Annotated in this window: 18 protein-coding genes; 2 read left to right on the forward strand and 16 right to left on the reverse strand. The window is 36.3% G+C overall.

Features of this window, described 5'->3' with window-relative positions; genetic code table 11:
• Positions 1-4 precede the first annotated feature (4 nt).
• From ID741_RS17055 to ID741_RS17130, 16 genes are all read right to left on the reverse strand, one after another.
• Positions 5-307, reverse strand: a complete 303-nt coding sequence (locus ID741_RS17055; protein ID WP_438720920.1) for a PTS sugar transporter subunit IIB — start codon at positions 305-307, stop codon at positions 5-7.
• A gap of 27 nt (positions 308-334) precedes the next feature.
• On the reverse strand, positions 335-1,174 hold the full coding sequence (gene rhaD / locus ID741_RS17060) for a rhamnulose-1-phosphate aldolase (RefSeq protein WP_438720922.1): 840 nt from the start codon (positions 1,172-1,174) through the stop codon (positions 335-337).
• A complete protein-coding gene (locus tag ID741_RS17065) occupies positions 1,171-1,659 on the reverse strand; it encodes a PTS sugar transporter subunit IIA (RefSeq protein WP_438720923.1) in 489 nt (162 codons plus the stop codon). The genes rhaD and ID741_RS17065 overlap by 4 nt, the downstream gene beginning before the upstream one ends.
• 189 nt (positions 1,660-1,848) lie before the next feature.
• A complete protein-coding gene (locus ID741_RS17070) occupies positions 1,849-2,676 on the reverse strand; it encodes a PTS system mannose/fructose/sorbose family transporter subunit IID (protein WP_218325528.1) in 828 nt (275 codons plus the stop codon).
• Positions 2,673-3,485, reverse strand: coding sequence for a PTS mannose/fructose/sorbose/N-acetylgalactosamine transporter subunit IIC (locus ID741_RS17075; protein WP_438720924.1), 813 nt, complete (start codon positions 3,483-3,485; stop codon positions 2,673-2,675). The genes ID741_RS17070 and ID741_RS17075 overlap by 4 nt, the downstream gene beginning before the upstream one ends.
• Before the next feature lie 17 nt (positions 3,486-3,502).
• Positions 3,503-3,994 carry a PTS system mannose/fructose/N-acetylgalactosamine-transporter subunit IIB gene (locus ID741_RS17080; RefSeq protein ID WP_438720925.1) on the reverse strand — a complete coding sequence of 164 codons (492 nt, stop codon included), beginning with the start codon at positions 3,992-3,994 and terminating at the stop codon, positions 3,503-3,505.
• Between the two features lie 15 nt (positions 3,995-4,009).
• The gene (locus ID741_RS17085) at positions 4,010-4,420 is read right to left on the reverse strand and encodes a PTS sugar transporter subunit IIA (protein WP_438720926.1); all 411 of its coding nucleotides are present in this window, start codon (positions 4,418-4,420) and stop codon (positions 4,010-4,012) included.
• Between the two features lie 27 nt (positions 4,421-4,447).
• Complete coding sequence (locus tag ID741_RS17090; protein WP_438720927.1) at positions 4,448-5,542, reverse strand: zinc-dependent alcohol dehydrogenase; 1,095 nt, start codon at positions 5,540-5,542, stop codon at positions 4,448-4,450.
• Between the two features lie 12 nt (positions 5,543-5,554).
• A complete protein-coding gene (locus ID741_RS17095) occupies positions 5,555-6,409 on the reverse strand; it encodes a class II fructose-bisphosphate aldolase (RefSeq protein ID WP_438720929.1) in 855 nt (284 codons plus the stop codon).
• Between the two features lie 211 nt (positions 6,410-6,620).
• Entirely contained in the window at positions 6,621-7,379 is a 759-nt protein-coding gene (locus ID741_RS17100) for a DeoR/GlpR family DNA-binding transcription regulator (protein WP_218325522.1), read from the reverse strand.
• Positions 7,380-7,676: 297 nt separating this feature from the next.
• Positions 7,677-8,192 (reverse strand): YjbQ family protein, encoded by a 516-nt coding sequence (locus ID741_RS17105; protein WP_438720930.1) that lies wholly within the window; start codon positions 8,190-8,192, stop codon positions 7,677-7,679.
• Positions 8,192-8,887 (reverse strand): triose-phosphate isomerase, encoded by a 696-nt coding sequence (locus tag ID741_RS17110; protein ID WP_438720932.1) that lies wholly within the window; start codon positions 8,885-8,887, stop codon positions 8,192-8,194. The genes ID741_RS17105 and ID741_RS17110 overlap by 1 nt, the downstream gene beginning before the upstream one ends.
• 68 nt (positions 8,888-8,955) lie before the next feature.
• On the reverse strand, positions 8,956-9,240 hold the full coding sequence (locus ID741_RS17115) for a PTS sugar transporter subunit IIB (RefSeq protein WP_218325519.1): 285 nt from the start codon (positions 9,238-9,240) through the stop codon (positions 8,956-8,958).
• 25 nt (positions 9,241-9,265) lie between these two features.
• Complete coding sequence (locus ID741_RS17120; protein ID WP_218325518.1) at positions 9,266-10,606, reverse strand: PTS galactitol transporter subunit IIC; 1,341 nt, start codon at positions 10,604-10,606, stop codon at positions 9,266-9,268.
• Between the two features lie 17 nt (positions 10,607-10,623).
• Positions 10,624-11,085 (reverse strand): PTS sugar transporter subunit IIA, encoded by a 462-nt coding sequence (locus ID741_RS17125; protein WP_438720933.1) that lies wholly within the window; start codon positions 11,083-11,085, stop codon positions 10,624-10,626.
• Positions 11,078-13,024 (reverse strand): BglG family transcription antiterminator, encoded by a 1,947-nt coding sequence (locus ID741_RS17130; protein ID WP_438720934.1) that lies wholly within the window; start codon positions 13,022-13,024, stop codon positions 11,078-11,080. The genes ID741_RS17125 and ID741_RS17130 overlap by 8 nt, the downstream gene beginning before the upstream one ends.
• Positions 13,025-14,024: 1,000 nt before the next feature.
• On the opposite strand from ID741_RS17130, the gene ID741_RS17135 reads away from it, so the two are divergent.
• Both ID741_RS17135 and ID741_RS17140 read left to right on the forward strand, forming a co-directional pair.
• Positions 14,025-14,786 carry an ABC transporter ATP-binding protein gene (locus ID741_RS17135; protein WP_438720935.1) on the forward strand — a complete coding sequence of 254 codons (762 nt, stop codon included), beginning with the start codon at positions 14,025-14,027 and terminating at the stop codon, positions 14,784-14,786.
• A complete protein-coding gene (locus ID741_RS17140) occupies positions 14,776-16,077 on the forward strand; it encodes an FtsX-like permease family protein (protein ID WP_438720936.1) in 1,302 nt (433 codons plus the stop codon). The genes ID741_RS17135 and ID741_RS17140 overlap by 11 nt, the downstream gene beginning before the upstream one ends.
• The last annotated feature ends 104 nt before the right edge of the window (positions 16,078-16,181 follow it).

Raw genomic sequence — 16,181 nt, forward strand, 5'->3', positions numbered from 1 at the left:
TTTTCTATACATCTAAGCTATTTGCTTCATTTAATAAAGCTTCAAAAAATTCTTCTTCCCCCATACCTGAAAGTAAAGCCACCGCATTAATAGTTGGTAACTCATATTTGCGCTTTAATGGACTCGTGTGAACAATAATGTCCCATTTGCCGCTGGCTAGTTGTTCATCGACGCCACCAGGATTGACTTCCACCGTGCTGGCTTTATAACCATGCTCTTCTAAAAAATCTTTTACTTTTCCAGCTACCATCGAACTAGTAACAGTGCCAGAACCACAGACTGAAATGATATTTAATTTTTTTGCCATTTTTATTTCCTCCTAATTTTTTGAAATTTATTTTTTACTCCGGGCTTCTAAAATTCCTGCTTTTGGAGTCACACCAAATTGATCGGCTAAATCCCACAATTGATCACTAGTAATTTTCTGTTTGAAGCCACCTGGAACACCGACAACTTTCATATAAATGTCCGCCGCTTTTTCCACCGTTTCCACTAAACCAAACGCATCATCCATCGATTGTCCAGCGCCCATAATCCCATGATGTGGCCAAATAACAACACGTGAATCGTGCATTTTTTCCGCCGAAGCCAAACCAAGTTCCACTGTGCCAGCTACCATCCAAGGTAAAACAGAAACACCATCAGGGAACACCACTAAACATTCAGTAATCATTTCCCATAAAGAACGGGTAAATTTATTTTCATCTAAATCATGCACAAAAGTCATCGCCGACACCGCAATTGAATGACAGTGTAGAATCACTCGATGATTTTTATCTTCTGCTAAACGAACCGCGTGGCATTTTAGATGTGAAGCAAATTCACTGGTTGGTAAGCCGCCCCCTTCTAGGCCCCACAATACTTTGTAGCTACTGCCAGTTTCATCTAATTTAACAATCGCTAAATTCTTTGTCGGATTTTGGCAAATATTTTTAAAGTAGCTACCCGAAGCGGAAACTAAAAAGATTCGGTTCGCCAATTCCGGCACTTCAAAATCTAATTGTTTTTGATTAATCGCCGCATCAACATCTAAATATAAACGAACTTCCTCTTCATCTAAAAGGTAACTAATATTTCCACCATTTCTTTCGTCCCAACCGTTTTTCCATAAATTTTCGGTCACTTCCTGCATTTCTTTAATAAAAGGTGCTTGGTAAATATCATGGATAATCATTCTTTTTCCTCACTTTCTTTTTTAAAAAAATTTGTGATTAAGTTAAAGATCTCAGTTTCATTTTCCTTACTAGCTAAATCCAGCATGGCTGCCTGATCCATAAACATTGCCATTAAATTTTGCAACAAGGTGAGTTGATCTTCCCCCTTGTTAAAGCCTAGAAAAAAAGCATAATCTGCATTGACGAATTGATCCGTAGTCCCCATTTGTCCAAATTTTACGGGATGGGCTAATTTTAAAATATAAATAAAAGGTTCTTTAATATGATTCGGATCTGTATGCGGGATCGCTACAGCACAAGTTGGGGTTTGCAAACCCGTCGGATATTCCGCTTCTCTTTGAATAATGGCATCGCTGTAGCTTTCATTAATAAAATTTTCCGCCAATAATTTTTGTTCAACAAATTGAACCAATGATTCAAAATTCTCATTCCCTTGATAAATATCGACTAATTTGGGATGAAAGAGACTATTAGTGATAAACATTTGACTTACCTCCCTTCAACTTGAACCAAGTTTAGCATGGCTATTTTACAAAAAGTATCCGCTTTCATCACAAAAAAAACATTCTACTGATAAAAAAGTGTGATCTAGTTATCGACGTCTTTTTCCACTGACTATTTTGGAGAACAAAAAAAAGACCTTGAAAAATTTCAAAGTCTTTCTAATTTAATACTATGCAATACCCACTAAAGACAACACAATTCCCAATGCTACTACTAGCGCAATCAATAAAGCAAAATTCATTTTTTTCTTAGATAGCAACCAGAAACACAATAGAGTGAACAGTAATGGAATAATACCAACAAATATTTGGTCTAGTACTTCTTGAATAACTAATTCCTGTCCGCCGCCTAAATTAAATTTTAAGCTCGATTGAAATGAGACGTTACTTGCAGTCATTCCGCCAATCATAATCAAACCTAAGATACTCGCCGCTTTTGTTAACACGCTGATCATGCCGGACGCATATAATTCCTCAATATATTTAGCACCGACAGAAAAACCAAATTTGGTCAACGACCAACGGGTAATTAATGATGGAATATTGTAAACCAATAGAAAAATAATCGGTGCCAAAGGATTTCCTTGTTCTCCAAATGTCATAGCTATCCCAGCTGCGACTACTCGTAAAACGCCCCAAAATAATGTGTCACCTATTCCTGAAAATGGTCCCATTAAGCTAGCTTTTACAGTATTAATCGAGGAAGCATCAAAATCTTCTTTTTCGCTATTTTCTTTTTCCATTGAAGCTGCAAGTCCCATAATGAAAGTACCGACATTTGAAGTCGCATTGTACCAAGTAATATGTCGCTCTAAAGCAGCAATGCGATCCTCTTTTTTATCATAGTACTTATTGATAAAGGGCATCATGGCATAACAGAAGCCACTCCCACCTTGTTTCGCATAATTAAAAGGGGCAAACACGGTAAAAGATCTAAAAAAGATGGATCGTAACATTTTTTGTTCATCTGCTGAAATTGTTGCTGTTTGATTGCTCATGCTAAAAAGTCCTCCTCTTCCATTTCTGCTGAATCACCAGTAGCTGCTGTTGCCACCCCTGAGTTTTTCATATTTAAAAAGTCTTGATCAATGCTTACTTGGATCACTGCTGCGATGATTCCTAAAGTAGCTACCGCAATCAATGGTAATTTCAGATAGGCTACACAAACAAAACCTAGCAAATAATAAACCGCTAATTTGTTTGACCAAACCATTTTCAATAGCATCGCGAAACCAACTGCCGGCAATAATCCAGCTACGACACCTAAACCATTTGTAATAAATTCTGGCAAACTATTAACAAAATTTGAAACCGGTGTTGCTCCTGCTAAAACGGATACAAAAATTACTACTGAAAAAATAATATATTTCAAAAACCAGACACCGTAATGCAAGAATACAATTCTTTTTTCATCGCCAGCTGCAGCTGCTTTATCAAACGCGCCTCCAAAACCCGAGCATAAAATATTGACACCAATTTCTAAAAGGCCACCTAAAAGTCCTAATGGTACAGCGATTGCCAAAGCGAATTTTTGATCGCCGCCACTTAAGATCGCAAAAGCAATAGCCAAGGTCGTTCCAAATGAAGGATTCAAAGAAACCGCCCCACCGACATTTACAGCACCGATAAATAGTGCTTGTAAGGCGGCACCTAAAATTAAACCTGTCTGTAAATCACCTAATAATAAACCGACTAAAGCACCAACAACAATGGGTTGATCGGCCATATTTTGTGCCAATAACCAATTCCCACCAAAACAAATGAAATAAGCAATGGCACACAGTAAAGCTGCTGTTAAAGTAGTCATGTCGCTTTTCCTCCTTCTTACATCATATCTTCAAGTTTTTTTGCACTATTATCTGGAATAATTTGGTGAACTACTTTTAGATTTGGAAGCTTCAATAAACGATCGAGGGCTTCGCTTTCTGCTTTACTTAATAAAATTGAAGAACCGATTGCCAATTTTTCTTCTTTTGGAACACCATCGAAACGGCCAACATTGGCTAAGTTGACTCTTTCAACTAATGTTCCTAAAGCTTGGGCTAATTTTTCTGCATCGGTCACATTACCTACAATCACCATTAAATCTGCTTCTTTCGCTTTTGGATTGTCAAAAAAGGTAACTGTATCTTCAACTGAACGAATCAACGCTTTTACATCTGATGGCAATGCCATTTTTAATGACATTTGTTGCGTCTTATCTTGACTTGCCGCATCATTGGCCACAATAATACGATTCACACCTAATGCTTTGGGCCACGTTAAAGCAATTTGTCCATGAATTAACCGATCATCTACTCTTAAATCTTTAATCATTAGTACCACTCCTTTTTAAATAAAATCATCTTCATCATCTTCAGTCATATCTATGTGAACCAGTGATAGTTCTTGACGACACTTTTCAACTAACTCTTCTACCATTGAACTATTTAATGTCTCACCAGCCAGAATAATTTCTAGCAAAATAGGTAAATTAAAGCCTGTAATCAGGTGAAAATCATACTTGTTTTTATAATTCACCATTTTTTGATTCACACTACCGCCATATAAATCAGTAAAAACAATGTACTCATCTTGATCGTTATATTTTTCAAAAAAATCATCTATTTTTTCTGTATAATCGGTATCATCCACATAGGCATCGATCACAGTAATTTCCGACCGTTCGCCAATTAACAAGTTTAAACTTCCCTGAATACCTGACGCGAAGGTGCTATGAGTTGCAATTAGAATATTACGCATTTTTTACCTCCTGTTTCATTTCATTGGTTATAGAAAAATTCCTAACTTTACGCCGTCCATCCGAATATTTGTTTCCATTGCTTCATTAATATCTGCCAAATCAAAACGATGAGTAATGATTTCGTTTATTGGTAAATTTTGTTGCTTCGCTTCTTTTAAAAATTCACAGGCTTGAATCCAATCAATCGATTGGTACGTCCACGAGCCCACTACTTTAATTTCTTTATTACAAATATCCAAATGGGGATTATAAGTTGCCTCACCGTTATCAACAAAGAAACCCAATTCACACATTCCTCCAGCACGACGAACATATTTCCAAATGGCTGCTGCAGCTTTAGGTGAACCCGTACATTGAAAGGCAAAGTCAGCACCTTTTCCATTTGTTAAAGCTTTTACTTCAGCGACAGGATCATCACTTTCAGCTATATTAACCGTCCAATGGGCTCCTAATTTTTTAGCCAAAGCTAAACGATTTTTGTCGCCATCAACAGCAATGATATTTCTGACACCCATAGTTCTGACTAAAGTTAATAGTAACAACCCAATTGGTCCGCAACCTTGAATAACTACATTTGAATGATGCTTAAAATTTGTAATCTCTTTGGCTTTTTCTACAGCATGAACTACGACAGCAGCAGGTTCGATCAGCATTCGCAAGTCTAAATCCATATCGCTAACGTTGAAAATAACACTGTTAGGATTGATTTTAATATATTCACCAAACCAACCATTTAAGAAATGCTCTTCCCCTGGCAGCAACCCATAAATCGCACCATTCTCACACAAATGCAGGTTTTCAGGATCATTTAAACAAGTGTCGCATTCACCACAAGGTTTTAAACCAGTCACAATTTTGTCGCCCACTTTTAATGGTTTGCCATAATAATCTTTGGTTACATTTTTTCCAATTTTAATGATTTCTCCGGTTCCTTCATGCCCTAGATGGATCGGAATATAATTAAATGGATCTCCTTTGTATTCATGGACATCAGTCCCACAAATACCACATGCTTCAACTTTTACTAAAAGCTCATCCTCATTAATTTCTGGAATCTCAACTTCTTTAAGTTCGATTGTTTTTTCACCAGTCAAAACAGCAATTTTACTAGATTTTGTCATCAGATTTCCTCCTTATGCCTTATTAGATGATCCAAACACACGAATTTTTGCAGCAATATTTTCTTTAACTAGTTCGATTGTTTTCATGTCTACATCAAATAGAAAAGCATCATTATTTTCGTTTAAATAATCTCGTAAACCATTCGTAACTTCGTATGACATGGTGGAATAATAATTGATTTTAGTAATCCCATTTTTTATCGATTCGCGATATTCTTCATCTTTCAAACCAGAACCACCATGCATTACCAATGGTTTGTTGGTTTTATCATGAATTTCTTTAATTCGTTGATAATTCAAATGAGGTTCGGCTTTATATAATCCATGAACTGTACCAAAAGCAATCGCTAATGCATCCACATCAGTAGCTTTAACAAATTCCGCTGCTTCTTCAACATTAGTGTAAGTATCATCCATCTGGTCATAATCTAAATCACCACTGCCGTCTTCTGCGTTCATAATTCCTAATTCAGCTTCCACCGAGACATTTAATGCTCGAGCAATTTCCAAGACTTGATTAGTCCGCGTGATATTTCCTTTAAAAGGTTGGGTCGATGCGTCTACCATGACAGAGGTAAAACCTAAGTGCATGGCCTTAACAATTGTGTCAAAATTTTCACCATGATCTAAATGGACAACTACCGGTACCTTGGCTGTCTCCGCCAGTTGCAAATACATCGATGCCGCCTGCTCCAAAGAAATGTATTGTCCATGAACCTCCGCAAATTGCAAAATCACTGGTGCGTTTTCAGCTTCTGCAGCTGCAATAATTCCTCGTGCTGTATTTAAATCAGTCGCATTAAAAGCTCCTACAGCATATTTTTCAGTTTTAGCCTTTTCTAATACCGTTTTTAAATTTACTAACATTACTTCAACTTCCCTTCAAAAAGTTTGTGTTCTTGTTTACAAGGTCAGAATACCATAGAAAAATACGCTTACATTCAAATGAAAAGCAAGAAGGATTTCGGTCAAAAAAAATGCCCTAATATGACTGAACTTAGTCACATTGAGGCATTACATTATAAAATTTCTATTTATCCGCTATTTTTCACCGTTCAAATTTAAAATTTGGCAGGTTTTAATCATTCCAATAAATTAATTCATAGTCTAAACCATTCTCCTCCGGCATAAATTTAGCTGCTGGTTTTTTATCCGTAATCATGTAATCAATTTTTTGTGCTGGCACACTTTGGAAAGTATAATGCTTATCAAATTTAGAATAATCTAACAATAAAGCCACCTTTTGACTGTTAGCAATCACTGTTTTTTTGATCCCTGCCTCTGATTCTAAAATATCTGATGCGCCAAACAGATTGTCATAACCACGACAAGAAACAAAGGCAAAATCTACCTGTAACTCCCGCAAAAGCTTCTCACTTAATGAACCACCTACCTTACCATCAGTTACTAAACCACCTATACAATACACATTATTTTTCGGCTGACTGTCTATTTCTAACGCTGTCATCAAATTAGGAGTAATAACTTTGACGTTTTCTCTATTTTTACCAATTTTTTCAGCTAAAAAACGACTGGTTGAGCTAGCATCTAAAAAGACTGTCGAATAATCCTCGATGAAATCAATCGCTAATTCAGCGATCAAGCTTTTTTCTTCGGTATTGATTTTGTATTTTATTAAATAGGGATTTTCAATCAAATTATCTTTGATTAAAACTGCCCCGCCGGCTGTTCTTTTTACTAATTTTAATTTTTCTAAAGCTGTTAAATCTCGTCGAATCGTACTTTCACTATAATGCAACTGAGTAACCAAACCTGCTACTGAGACATACTTCTTTTGGTTCAATATTCTAATAATCGCTTCCTGTCTACTTTTCATTCTTACACCTCATATTTTGTTTTTTAGAATATTACTATAGACTGATCAGAAAACCAATAGAAAATAAGTCTCCTTATGATTCATATGGAAAAATCCCTATTCAACAAATTTTTTTATACTCTTGTGGATATTTTCATATTTGATAGAAAAATTTGATTAAGTATAATTGTGCTATCATTTGTTATTTAATTTATTTTAAAAATTGTTAATCAAACAAAAAGAGCCAAACAGCTAGAAAAAAATCCCTAACTGTTTGTCCTCATTTATGATTACTAAAAAGTATTTTGCTAAAGCTGATTACTCACCCATCACCATCACGTAACAAGTTCGATTTCGTTCTCTGTTTTGATCAAAATCAATGAAATAAACCGAGCCAACCTCACCGGTCATAATCTTTCCCTCGGATACTACAAAGGTTTCACTGGCGCCAAAAAATGATGCACGAATGTGAGCATCACCATTTAATATGGTCGAAGGATCGCCTTGGTAATCAGGATTTTGGATTGCCAATAAAAAATCTAAATGTTTCGGTCCAGGATAACGATATCCCGTATCCTCTGATAGCTCACGAGGAACGATTTTATCTAAAATTCGGTTTAAATCGACTTGTAAATATTCGTCACCGTTCCAATCTAAATCATGCATAAATTCTTCAAAAATAACTGAACAAGTAGTATGTGGTGATTGGATCACACACATTCCGTTGGTGATACCACTATTAGCCACCAGTTCTTTGATTTCTTTGGTAATGTTATGATAACTCACTCTTCGACCATTGGAACGCAGCGTTAAAGCTTCTTTTTTGAAAATCATTAATTGGCCTCCTTTTTATATTTTGCGACTGTTGCAATCATTTCTTCGGCAATTTTTAAAGGATTTTCTGCAGCTACAATGCCACTTGTGCCACCAGTCGCATCGGCTCCTGATTTTAAGGCTTTTTCTACATCTGCGACTGTTGAAATGCCGGCTCCTTGTAAAATTAAAATATCAGGATTCACTTGACGAACGGCTTCGTTGGTTTGTTTCATATAGTCAACATCACTAGATTTTCCAGTTCCGATTAATTCAGTTGGTTCACACACCATCATATCTGGTGCAAATGTGGCGATTGTTTGAGCTTCGGCGATCGAGTTGGCGCAGGCAATCGTTAAAATTCTCAGAGCTTGTGCTCGTTTGATGGCATTAACCAAATCTTCTACCATCATGGGATGTTCGGCGTGATTTAAAAAGGTTGCTTCCGCGCCAGCAGCTAAAATACTTTCCGGCAATATTTTTCCCATACCACGACCGATTTGATGTCCGTCCATGTGTTGAGCGGTAACAAATAAGTGCTGAACAGCTTGGCTTACGCGATACAAATCGGCATGTTGGCAAGTAAACAAGACATCAACATCATACTTTTCAGCTAATTGATCTAAAGCAATCGCAAATTGAACAGCTTCTTCACCAAATAAGTAAGATTTAGGATTCACCGAAAAAAAGGGTGTTCGCAAGGTTCGTTTTGACATTTAAACGCCTCCAGTCTAATAAAATAGATTGAAGTAAAAATTTTTACATTCTTACTTCAATCCCCTCTTTATTCTTTTAATTTTGCTTCGATTTCTTGATACATCGCATCAGCACCAATACCCGTCAATAAAGGAATGCCCATAATGACTTTGTCTTTGATTTTATCTGGCACAACAGTGGTCGTTACAACCACATCATAGTCATCAATTTTGTTGACTTCATCTGCGACTTTTGATTGGTATAATTTGACTTCATTTTCTAAGCCTTTTTCCTTCAACCATTCTTTCATTTTGCCCGTTACAACAGTCGAAGTTGCTACACCGGTGCCACACATAATCAGTAATTTTTTCATTTAAAACAGTCCTCTCAAATTTGTCTTATGCATTTTGACTTTGTTTTTTTGGTAAAACTTTATTCACGTAAATCATTAAGGCTAAAATAACAATTCCAATGGCAATTAATCCACCCCAGCTAAATAATTTCGTCAAGCCCACATACATCCAAGTTGTCCATAGACCACCTTCTGCTAGAGCTGTAATTGACGCTTGTCCTTGTAAATCAAAGCTGGCTGCTTTTGCTGCACTAGTTACTAATGGTGCTACCCATGAAGTAATGTATAAAATTGAAGCCATATACATGGTTCCCGCAATAATTGTCCGAATAATATTGCCATTAAAAACGGCTGCCATTAAACAAACTAGAAATGGAATCGTCGCCAAGTCACCAAATGGTAAAGTGGTATTGCCTGGTAAAATAACTGCTAAGAAAATTGTAATCGGCACTAAAATTAAAGAAGATGACAAAACTGCCGGATGTCCAACTGATAACGCCGCATCCATCCCGATATATAATTCTCGTCCTGGAAAACGTTTTTGCACAAATGTATTGGCTGCTTCTGAAATAGGTGTCAAACCTTCCATTAATAACGAAACCATCCGTGGCATAATCACCATTACCGCACTGGTTTGGATCGCTAATTGTCCAATGCCGGCAACATCATACCCAGCTAAAATACCCATTGCTAATCCGATAATAAAACCCATTACAGTGGAATCACCAAAGACACCAAATTTTTCTTGAATCGTTTCTGGATCGGCCTTCCAATTTTTAATCCCCGGAATTCGGTCAAACAACCAATTAAACGGTAAAGCAATAATAAAACCGGGAATCGCTGTTCCGTGAGGGAAAGTAATATTTGGAAAACTATAAAATTTATTAATAACAGGACCAAGAATATCACCAAATACTAAAATCATCATCGTGTAAATAACAGTCGCTGCAATCCCCATCGCAAAATTATTGGTTAAAGCATAGACCAATGAAGCGATAAAAGCTGCATGCCAAAGATTCCAAACATCGACATTTAAAGTCTTGGTTAAACCAACAACAATCAAAATTACATTTAAAGCAACCGCAATCGGAATCGCTAAAGAACCTAAAATCGTACCATAAGAAATCGCTGCAGCCGCCGGCCAACCGACATCAATCGTCGTCAAATTCAAACCAAAGCGTTCTACCATTGCTTGTGCGGCGGGTCCTAAACTATTGGTTAATAAATCGATCACCAAGTTCAAGCCGACAAATCCTACACCCACCGTTAATGCTGCCGAGAAAGCTTTCCCCGGTTTTGTTCCTAAAGCCAAACCAAAAATAAATATCAAAATCGGTAACACAACTGTTGCACCTAAATCGACAAACCACTGTAATGCATCTAACATAATTTTCCCCTCCTTGATTAATAAAGCCCACTTTCATGAATGATTGATAAATAATCGGCAGTTTGATCAACTGCTAATAATTGCTGTAAAACTCCTTCTTTTTGAAACATCCCAATTAAATTTTGCAGCATGGTCAACTGTTGATGAGGCTCTTTTAAAGCCAACATGAATAATATTTTCACTTCAACTGGTTGATCGGTCGTACCCATTTGGAAAAATTTGACCGGTTCTTTTAACGATAAGAAACCAACTTGCGAACGATGAACAAATTCGCTATCGGTATGAGGTAATGCCACACCAATACCATTCACATCTAACCCTGTTGGAAAAGCCTCCTCTCTTTTTAAAATATTCTGATAAAAATCAGTCGTCACAAGTTTTTTTTCTTGAAAGACTTCCGCCAGACTTTTTAACGCCTCCGCAGCTGAGTCTGCTTCTTGCTGAAACAAAGTAATCTCTTCATTAAAAAACTCAGTCATAATTGTCATTCCTCTCTGAACGTAGAATTTGAATAATTTCGGTAGCCGATTCACAAGCAATCAGTTGCTGGATCTTAGCTTGGGAACTTAAAATGTTATAAATAGAGGCCAGCATATTTTTAGCAACTGGCATGTCCTCTTCAGAAATCGCTAATAAAACAACTAAACGAATCTCTGTCTCGCCCCATTTTATCGGTTTTTTTAAAGTGATAATGGCGGCTTTGGTCGCTAAAACTGTCTCGGGGCTGGCATGAGGAATCGCCACGCCAGTACTCAATCCCGTTGAACCTAATTTTTCTCGTTCAAAAATCGCTTCTTTAAAAGCTTCCGTCACGTAGCCTTTTAAGTGAAATTGCTGATTTAAAAACAACAGTACTTCTGCTTGGCTTGCCAATGTTAAATTCAAAAAAATCAACTGCGGATCTAAGACCGTCGAAATCGAATAAGAAGTTGAATAAATTGCTTTTGTCTTGAAGCTTTTTTCTTTGGCGACGATTTGGGATAATTGTTTAATAATGGCATTGATTTCTTCATAAGTTGGCAAAGCAGAAACATAAGCAACTGGAATGCCTTGGGTATCAGACAACTTAATAGCAGTAATAATTAAATCAACATCTTTTAAAGTTTTTTCTTGATACTCTTGATAATCCACCACTTCAATAATGTTGACTGTCGGCAGATTTTGCCGAATCCGTTGGTAAATTAATTGAGAAGTCCCTAAACCCGTTGGACAGACAATTAAGATATGTTTGGCCGAACGAATTTTTTCAAAGGCCAGTTGAAAATGAATCGTTAAAAAACTAATTTCGTCGTCGGTTAATTTAATCTCGAAAATATCTTCAATTACAGCAACACCATATTTAACTAAAGTGAACATGGTTGAATATTGGGCAATAATTTGTTCTTTTAAAGGATTTTTTATTTCAACCCCAATTTGTAAACGAAAAATCATCGGCGAAATATGGGCACTAAGAGAATTAAACAAGCGTTCATCATGACTCAAATCAGCATCAATCAACAACGACATGCGGGCAATTAACTTTTTCACCCCATCAGTAATCGTCTCGTTTGATTCCTGAAAATTTGGTTCAATCCCATGGGCGACTAAAAATGAACACAAATAATAAATATCCGACTTAGAAAAAATAATATTCATTTCTCGGCTGCATTGCTCCGACAAGGCGATGGCGGTCATATACATCTGCATATTTTCCATATCACTAAATAACAAATTGGTATTTTCCCGATGATGGTGACCGATTTTGACTCGATTGATTAAAATCAGTAACTCATTTCGAAGGGAGTGAATGATATAAGCGTTAGGGAAATTCCCTTCCTGCAAACTAGTAATAAATTGTTCAACAATAGTGATAATTCCTTCATTAAACAACTCTATTTCTTGTTCATTACTGAGAGAATTAGTGGCTTGATACTTTTCCAAATAATCTTTAAAAGCCAATTGAATCCCCGCTTCATCCCCATTCACCGACAAGCCAGGAGACACTCTTTGCAAGACCAGCTGTCGTTCTGTTAAATAATCCTCAATCAAATCAATGTCTTTTTTTATCGTTTGGGTGCTAATAAAAAAATAATCAGCATATGCTTGATAACTGCGATAATCGTTTGAAAATAGCATCTCTGCAAAAATAAATAACCGCCGATACTGACCATCATAAGCATCATGACTGGTGACTATTTCACCCAACATCAGCTTTAATTTCCCACGACTCTCATCATTACCGACTAAACAAATTCCTTTTCTCGGAATTTTTTCAATCGACATTTGGTACGGTGCTAAAAATTCTTGAATATTCACCAAGTCTTTGTAAATGGTTTTTGTGGAAACTTGTAATTTTTCAGTAAAATACTGAGCAGACTGGTAACTTTTTTGGCGAATCAACATTTTCAAAAATTCTTTTTCCCTCTCTCTAAGATTCAAACTAATCACCTCTTAAGCGTTTCCATATTTTTATACTACCGTCAAAGATTACTGACGGATATTGTTTTATAGTTCCAGATTAATGTAGAACTATTGATTTTTTTGCACTTATTTCTAATAAAAATCCCCTGATTATTACTTTTTCAAAAAGCCACTTACCCTATATTTTTGTTGAAAATAAAGAAAGAGCCTCTATAAATGCTTCAATTCTGCATCTATAAATGCTCTTTCCAAGATAACAAGCGACTATTCAATTAAGATTGTTTACGGTAATCAACTGATCTTTAACGAATGGTTTTGACCTGTTCCACAAATTGTTTAACCCGCTCCAGATCCATATGATTTTCAAAATTGCCATATTTGAAAGAATTGGCGGGGACTATGCCGTCAGCTAGTTTTAACGTATCCACACTGACGCCGAATATTGGTAAAACCCAAAGTTTCAGGGACAGCATTTTTTACCGCATTTAGTATTCCTTTATCCGGGCAATCACGGCTTTTTCTGTTTCAATTACATCTTTTTAACCAACTCATTTCATCCCAACTTTCTTTTTTAAAAAATATTGTAATCGATTACCAATTTTTAAACAATTTGAATTTTAGCTTATAGTTGATTAAATAACAATCTTGTACCTTCCCACCAATTTGGAAACCCATTTAACTTTTCAACATATGCATCATGCATCATTCGTTACAAAACTAACGTACCGTAAATAAAATACTAGCTTTAATAAGAGAAAACAAACTAACATAATTCCATTCAGAAACGTTTACAGAATCAATGTAACTGTCTTAATAAAACTAAGTAGCAAAAAAATATCCAAATAACATTTTTAAAACAGTATTTTATTAGCATATTGATCATCATTTTTTACTTATAGTCTCTTGCGCTATCATCTAAACATGGCCTCTAAACTTAATTTTTATTGAATAAAAATTAGAAATTTATTAAAAGTAATTTGTGCTATGATTAGAGTAATAATTTTTAAGGAGCTGAGTTATGTCTATATTAGAAGTGAAAAATCTTACCAAAACCTACGAAATAGAAGACCATCATTATAAAGCTTTGGACAATCTCACTTTTTCCGTTGAAAAAGGTGATTTCGTCGCCATTATGGGCGCTTCTGGATCAGGAAAATCTACACTACTAAATATTCTCGCAACCCTAGATCTAGCTAGCTCTGGACTCGTACTATTAGGAAATGAAGAACTATCCCAGCTATCGGAAAAACAACAAGCTGATTTTCGTAGTCGACACTTAAGCTTCATCTTCCAAAACTATAATTTGCTAGAAAATTTAACTTTGCAGGAAAATATTGCTTTAGCACTAACCGTCAAAGGATATCCCAAACAAGAAATTCAGCAATTAGTTCTTGAGACTGCTGCCAAATTAGGGATTGAAGAACTACTGGCTAAATACCCTCACCAGGTTTCCGGTGGTCAACGACAGCGTTGTGCCTGTGCTCGGGCTTTAGCAACTTCACCAGATCTGATTTTAGCCGACGAGCCCACTGGAGCTTTGGATACCCAATCATCCAAACAGTTGCTGACGACTTTAAAATCTATGAATGAAACACAAGGAACGACCATTTTACTAGTCACCCATGATGCCATTGCTGCCAGTTATTGCCAGCGCGTTTTATTTATACAGGACGGTCAATTCAGTAATGAACTCCACACTACAGGACAAAGTCAAAAAGAAACCTTTCACCAAATTCTGAAGTTGATGGGAGCTTTAGGAGATGATGCCCATGTATCTTAATTTAACCCTGCGCAATGCGCGACGTTCATTAAAAGATTATCTGATTTATTTAGTCACGCTAACCATACTCACTGCTATCATTTGTCTGTCCAATATCGTTTCAACTGTATCTGCCGAAACTGGAATTGAAGGCTCCTCCCTACCGGTACTAATTGTTTTGATTGCCGTAGCAATGCTTCATTACATGAATCAATTCTTCCTGAAACAGCGCTCCAGAGAATTAGCAATCTATTCTTTATTAGGCATGAGTAGAGAGCGAATCGCTCGCTTAATTTGTGCCGAATTATTTTTGTTGGGACTTATTTGCCTATTAATGGGAACTTTCTTAGGTGTTATGCTTTTTGGCATCTTTACATTTCTCGCTGATTCAACTCTTTCTTTAACTTTTTCTTTGATTAAGATTTTCTCTCAAAATCTGGGTTGCTTGTTACTGATTGAACTATTCACAGCCTTTCTGCTGCGTCAAAAAATTAAAAAGCTTCCACTAGGTCAATTGATAAATATGAAAGCGCAACAAGAAAGAAAAGAACGCTGCTCCTTTCATTTTTGGAAAAAAGCTTGTCTAATCAGTACACTGATTACAGTAATTATTAGCGGTATGATTCTATGGGATTTTGAAACCTTTGGCTATTCCCTGATTTCTATGCTGAGTATGCCACTGATTTTTGCTATTTATGCTTTTTACAAAACCGTTTTTCTCGCTTTACGAGAATATCGTCGACCAGAAAATACCGAGCTTTATGAAAATAACCGCCTACTGCGGATCAGCAAGCTATTGAGCTACCACCGTTCCAACGCGTTATTGTACACTATTCTTTCCTTGTGTCTGCTGTTTTCCTTTATTTCTTTGAGCTTCGCTAATGCACTAAAAACGGGGCTGTTTCCATCTTTTGCAGTTTCTGAGTATATGATTTTTTTACAAAATGTCCTAAGCTTCATTTTTACTTTCCTATATTTTTGTCTGCTCTCACTACTACAACTGGTAGACAGTTATCAGACTAGAAACGATTTTCGCATTTTGCATTATCTGGGCAAAGATCAGACAGCCTTAAAGAACTTTGCTCTAACAGATCTACTAACTCGTTTTCTTTTACCAGTTGTTTCATTCGCATTAATTTGTGGTCTATTACTATTGAGTATTACAGCTGGCAATTTTTCGACTATCTTGATTCAAACACTCTGGTTAAGTGCTGCTGCCTATTTTATACTCTTACTGATTTTAGGACTTTTATTTTCCAGCGTAACCTATCAGCTGAATAGCCGAACTATCAAAGAAGTTATTCAGCCTTAAAAAGGAGAATCTAGCTACAACATTTTCTTCACTTTTCTTCTCTATAAAAGTCCTTCAAAAAGGTTAAGAAGACTGTTATGATCGTCTTCTTAACCTTTTTTATA

Source organism: Enterococcus sp. AZ103 (assembly GCF_051714685.1).
GTDB classification, from domain to species: domain Bacteria; phylum Bacillota; class Bacilli; order Lactobacillales; family Enterococcaceae; genus Enterococcus_A; species Enterococcus_A alishanensis.

What these genes read in the sequence shown, in the direction of transcription:
- ID741_RS17055 (WP_438720920.1), bottom strand. Translation starts at nt 307, where the DNA reads ATGGCAAAAAAATTAAATATCATTTCAGTCTGTGGTTCTGGCACTGTT.
- rhaD (WP_438720922.1), bottom strand. Translation starts at nt 1,174, where the DNA reads ATGATTATCCATGATATTTACCAAGCACCTTTTATTAAAGAAATGCAG.
- ID741_RS17065 (WP_438720923.1), bottom strand. Translation starts at nt 1,659, where the DNA reads ATGTTTATCACTAATAGTCTCTTTCATCCCAAATTAGTCGATATTTAT.
- ID741_RS17070 (WP_218325528.1), bottom strand. Translation starts at nt 2,676, where the DNA reads ATGAGCAATCAAACAGCAACAATTTCAGCAGATGAACAAAAAATGTTA.
- ID741_RS17075 (WP_438720924.1), bottom strand. Translation starts at nt 3,485, where the DNA reads ATGACTACTTTAACAGCAGCTTTACTGTGTGCCATTGCTTATTTCATT.
- ID741_RS17080 (WP_438720925.1), bottom strand. Translation starts at nt 3,994, where the DNA reads ATGATTAAAGATTTAAGAGTAGATGATCGGTTAATTCATGGACAAATT.
- ID741_RS17085 (WP_438720926.1), bottom strand. Translation starts at nt 4,420, where the DNA reads ATGCGTAATATTCTAATTGCAACTCATAGCACCTTCGCGTCAGGTATT.
- ID741_RS17090 (WP_438720927.1), bottom strand. Translation starts at nt 5,542, where the DNA reads ATGACAAAATCTAGTAAAATTGCTGTTTTGACTGGTGAAAAAACAATC.
- ID741_RS17095 (WP_438720929.1), bottom strand. Translation starts at nt 6,409, where the DNA reads ATGTTAGTAAATTTAAAAACGGTATTAGAAAAGGCTAAAACTGAAAAA.
- ID741_RS17100 (WP_218325522.1), bottom strand. Translation starts at nt 7,379, where the DNA reads ATGAAAAGTAGACAGGAAGCGATTATTAGAATATTGAACCAAAAGAAG.
- ID741_RS17105 (WP_438720930.1), bottom strand. Translation starts at nt 8,192, where the DNA reads ATGATTTTCAAAAAAGAAGCTTTAACGCTGCGTTCCAATGGTCGAAGA.
- ID741_RS17110 (WP_438720932.1), bottom strand. Translation starts at nt 8,887, where the DNA reads ATGTCAAAACGAACCTTGCGAACACCCTTTTTTTCGGTGAATCCTAAA.
- ID741_RS17115 (WP_218325519.1), bottom strand. Translation starts at nt 9,240, where the DNA reads ATGAAAAAATTACTGATTATGTGTGGCACCGGTGTAGCAACTTCGACT.
- ID741_RS17120 (WP_218325518.1), bottom strand. Translation starts at nt 10,606, where the DNA reads ATGTTAGATGCATTACAGTGGTTTGTCGATTTAGGTGCAACAGTTGTG.
- ID741_RS17125 (WP_438720933.1), bottom strand. Translation starts at nt 11,085, where the DNA reads ATGACTGAGTTTTTTAATGAAGAGATTACTTTGTTTCAGCAAGAAGCA.
- ID741_RS17135 (WP_438720935.1), top strand. Translation starts at nt 14,025, where the DNA reads ATGTCTATATTAGAAGTGAAAAATCTTACCAAAACCTACGAAATAGAA.
- ID741_RS17140 (WP_438720936.1), top strand. Translation starts at nt 14,776, where the DNA reads ATGTATCTTAATTTAACCCTGCGCAATGCGCGACGTTCATTAAAAGAT.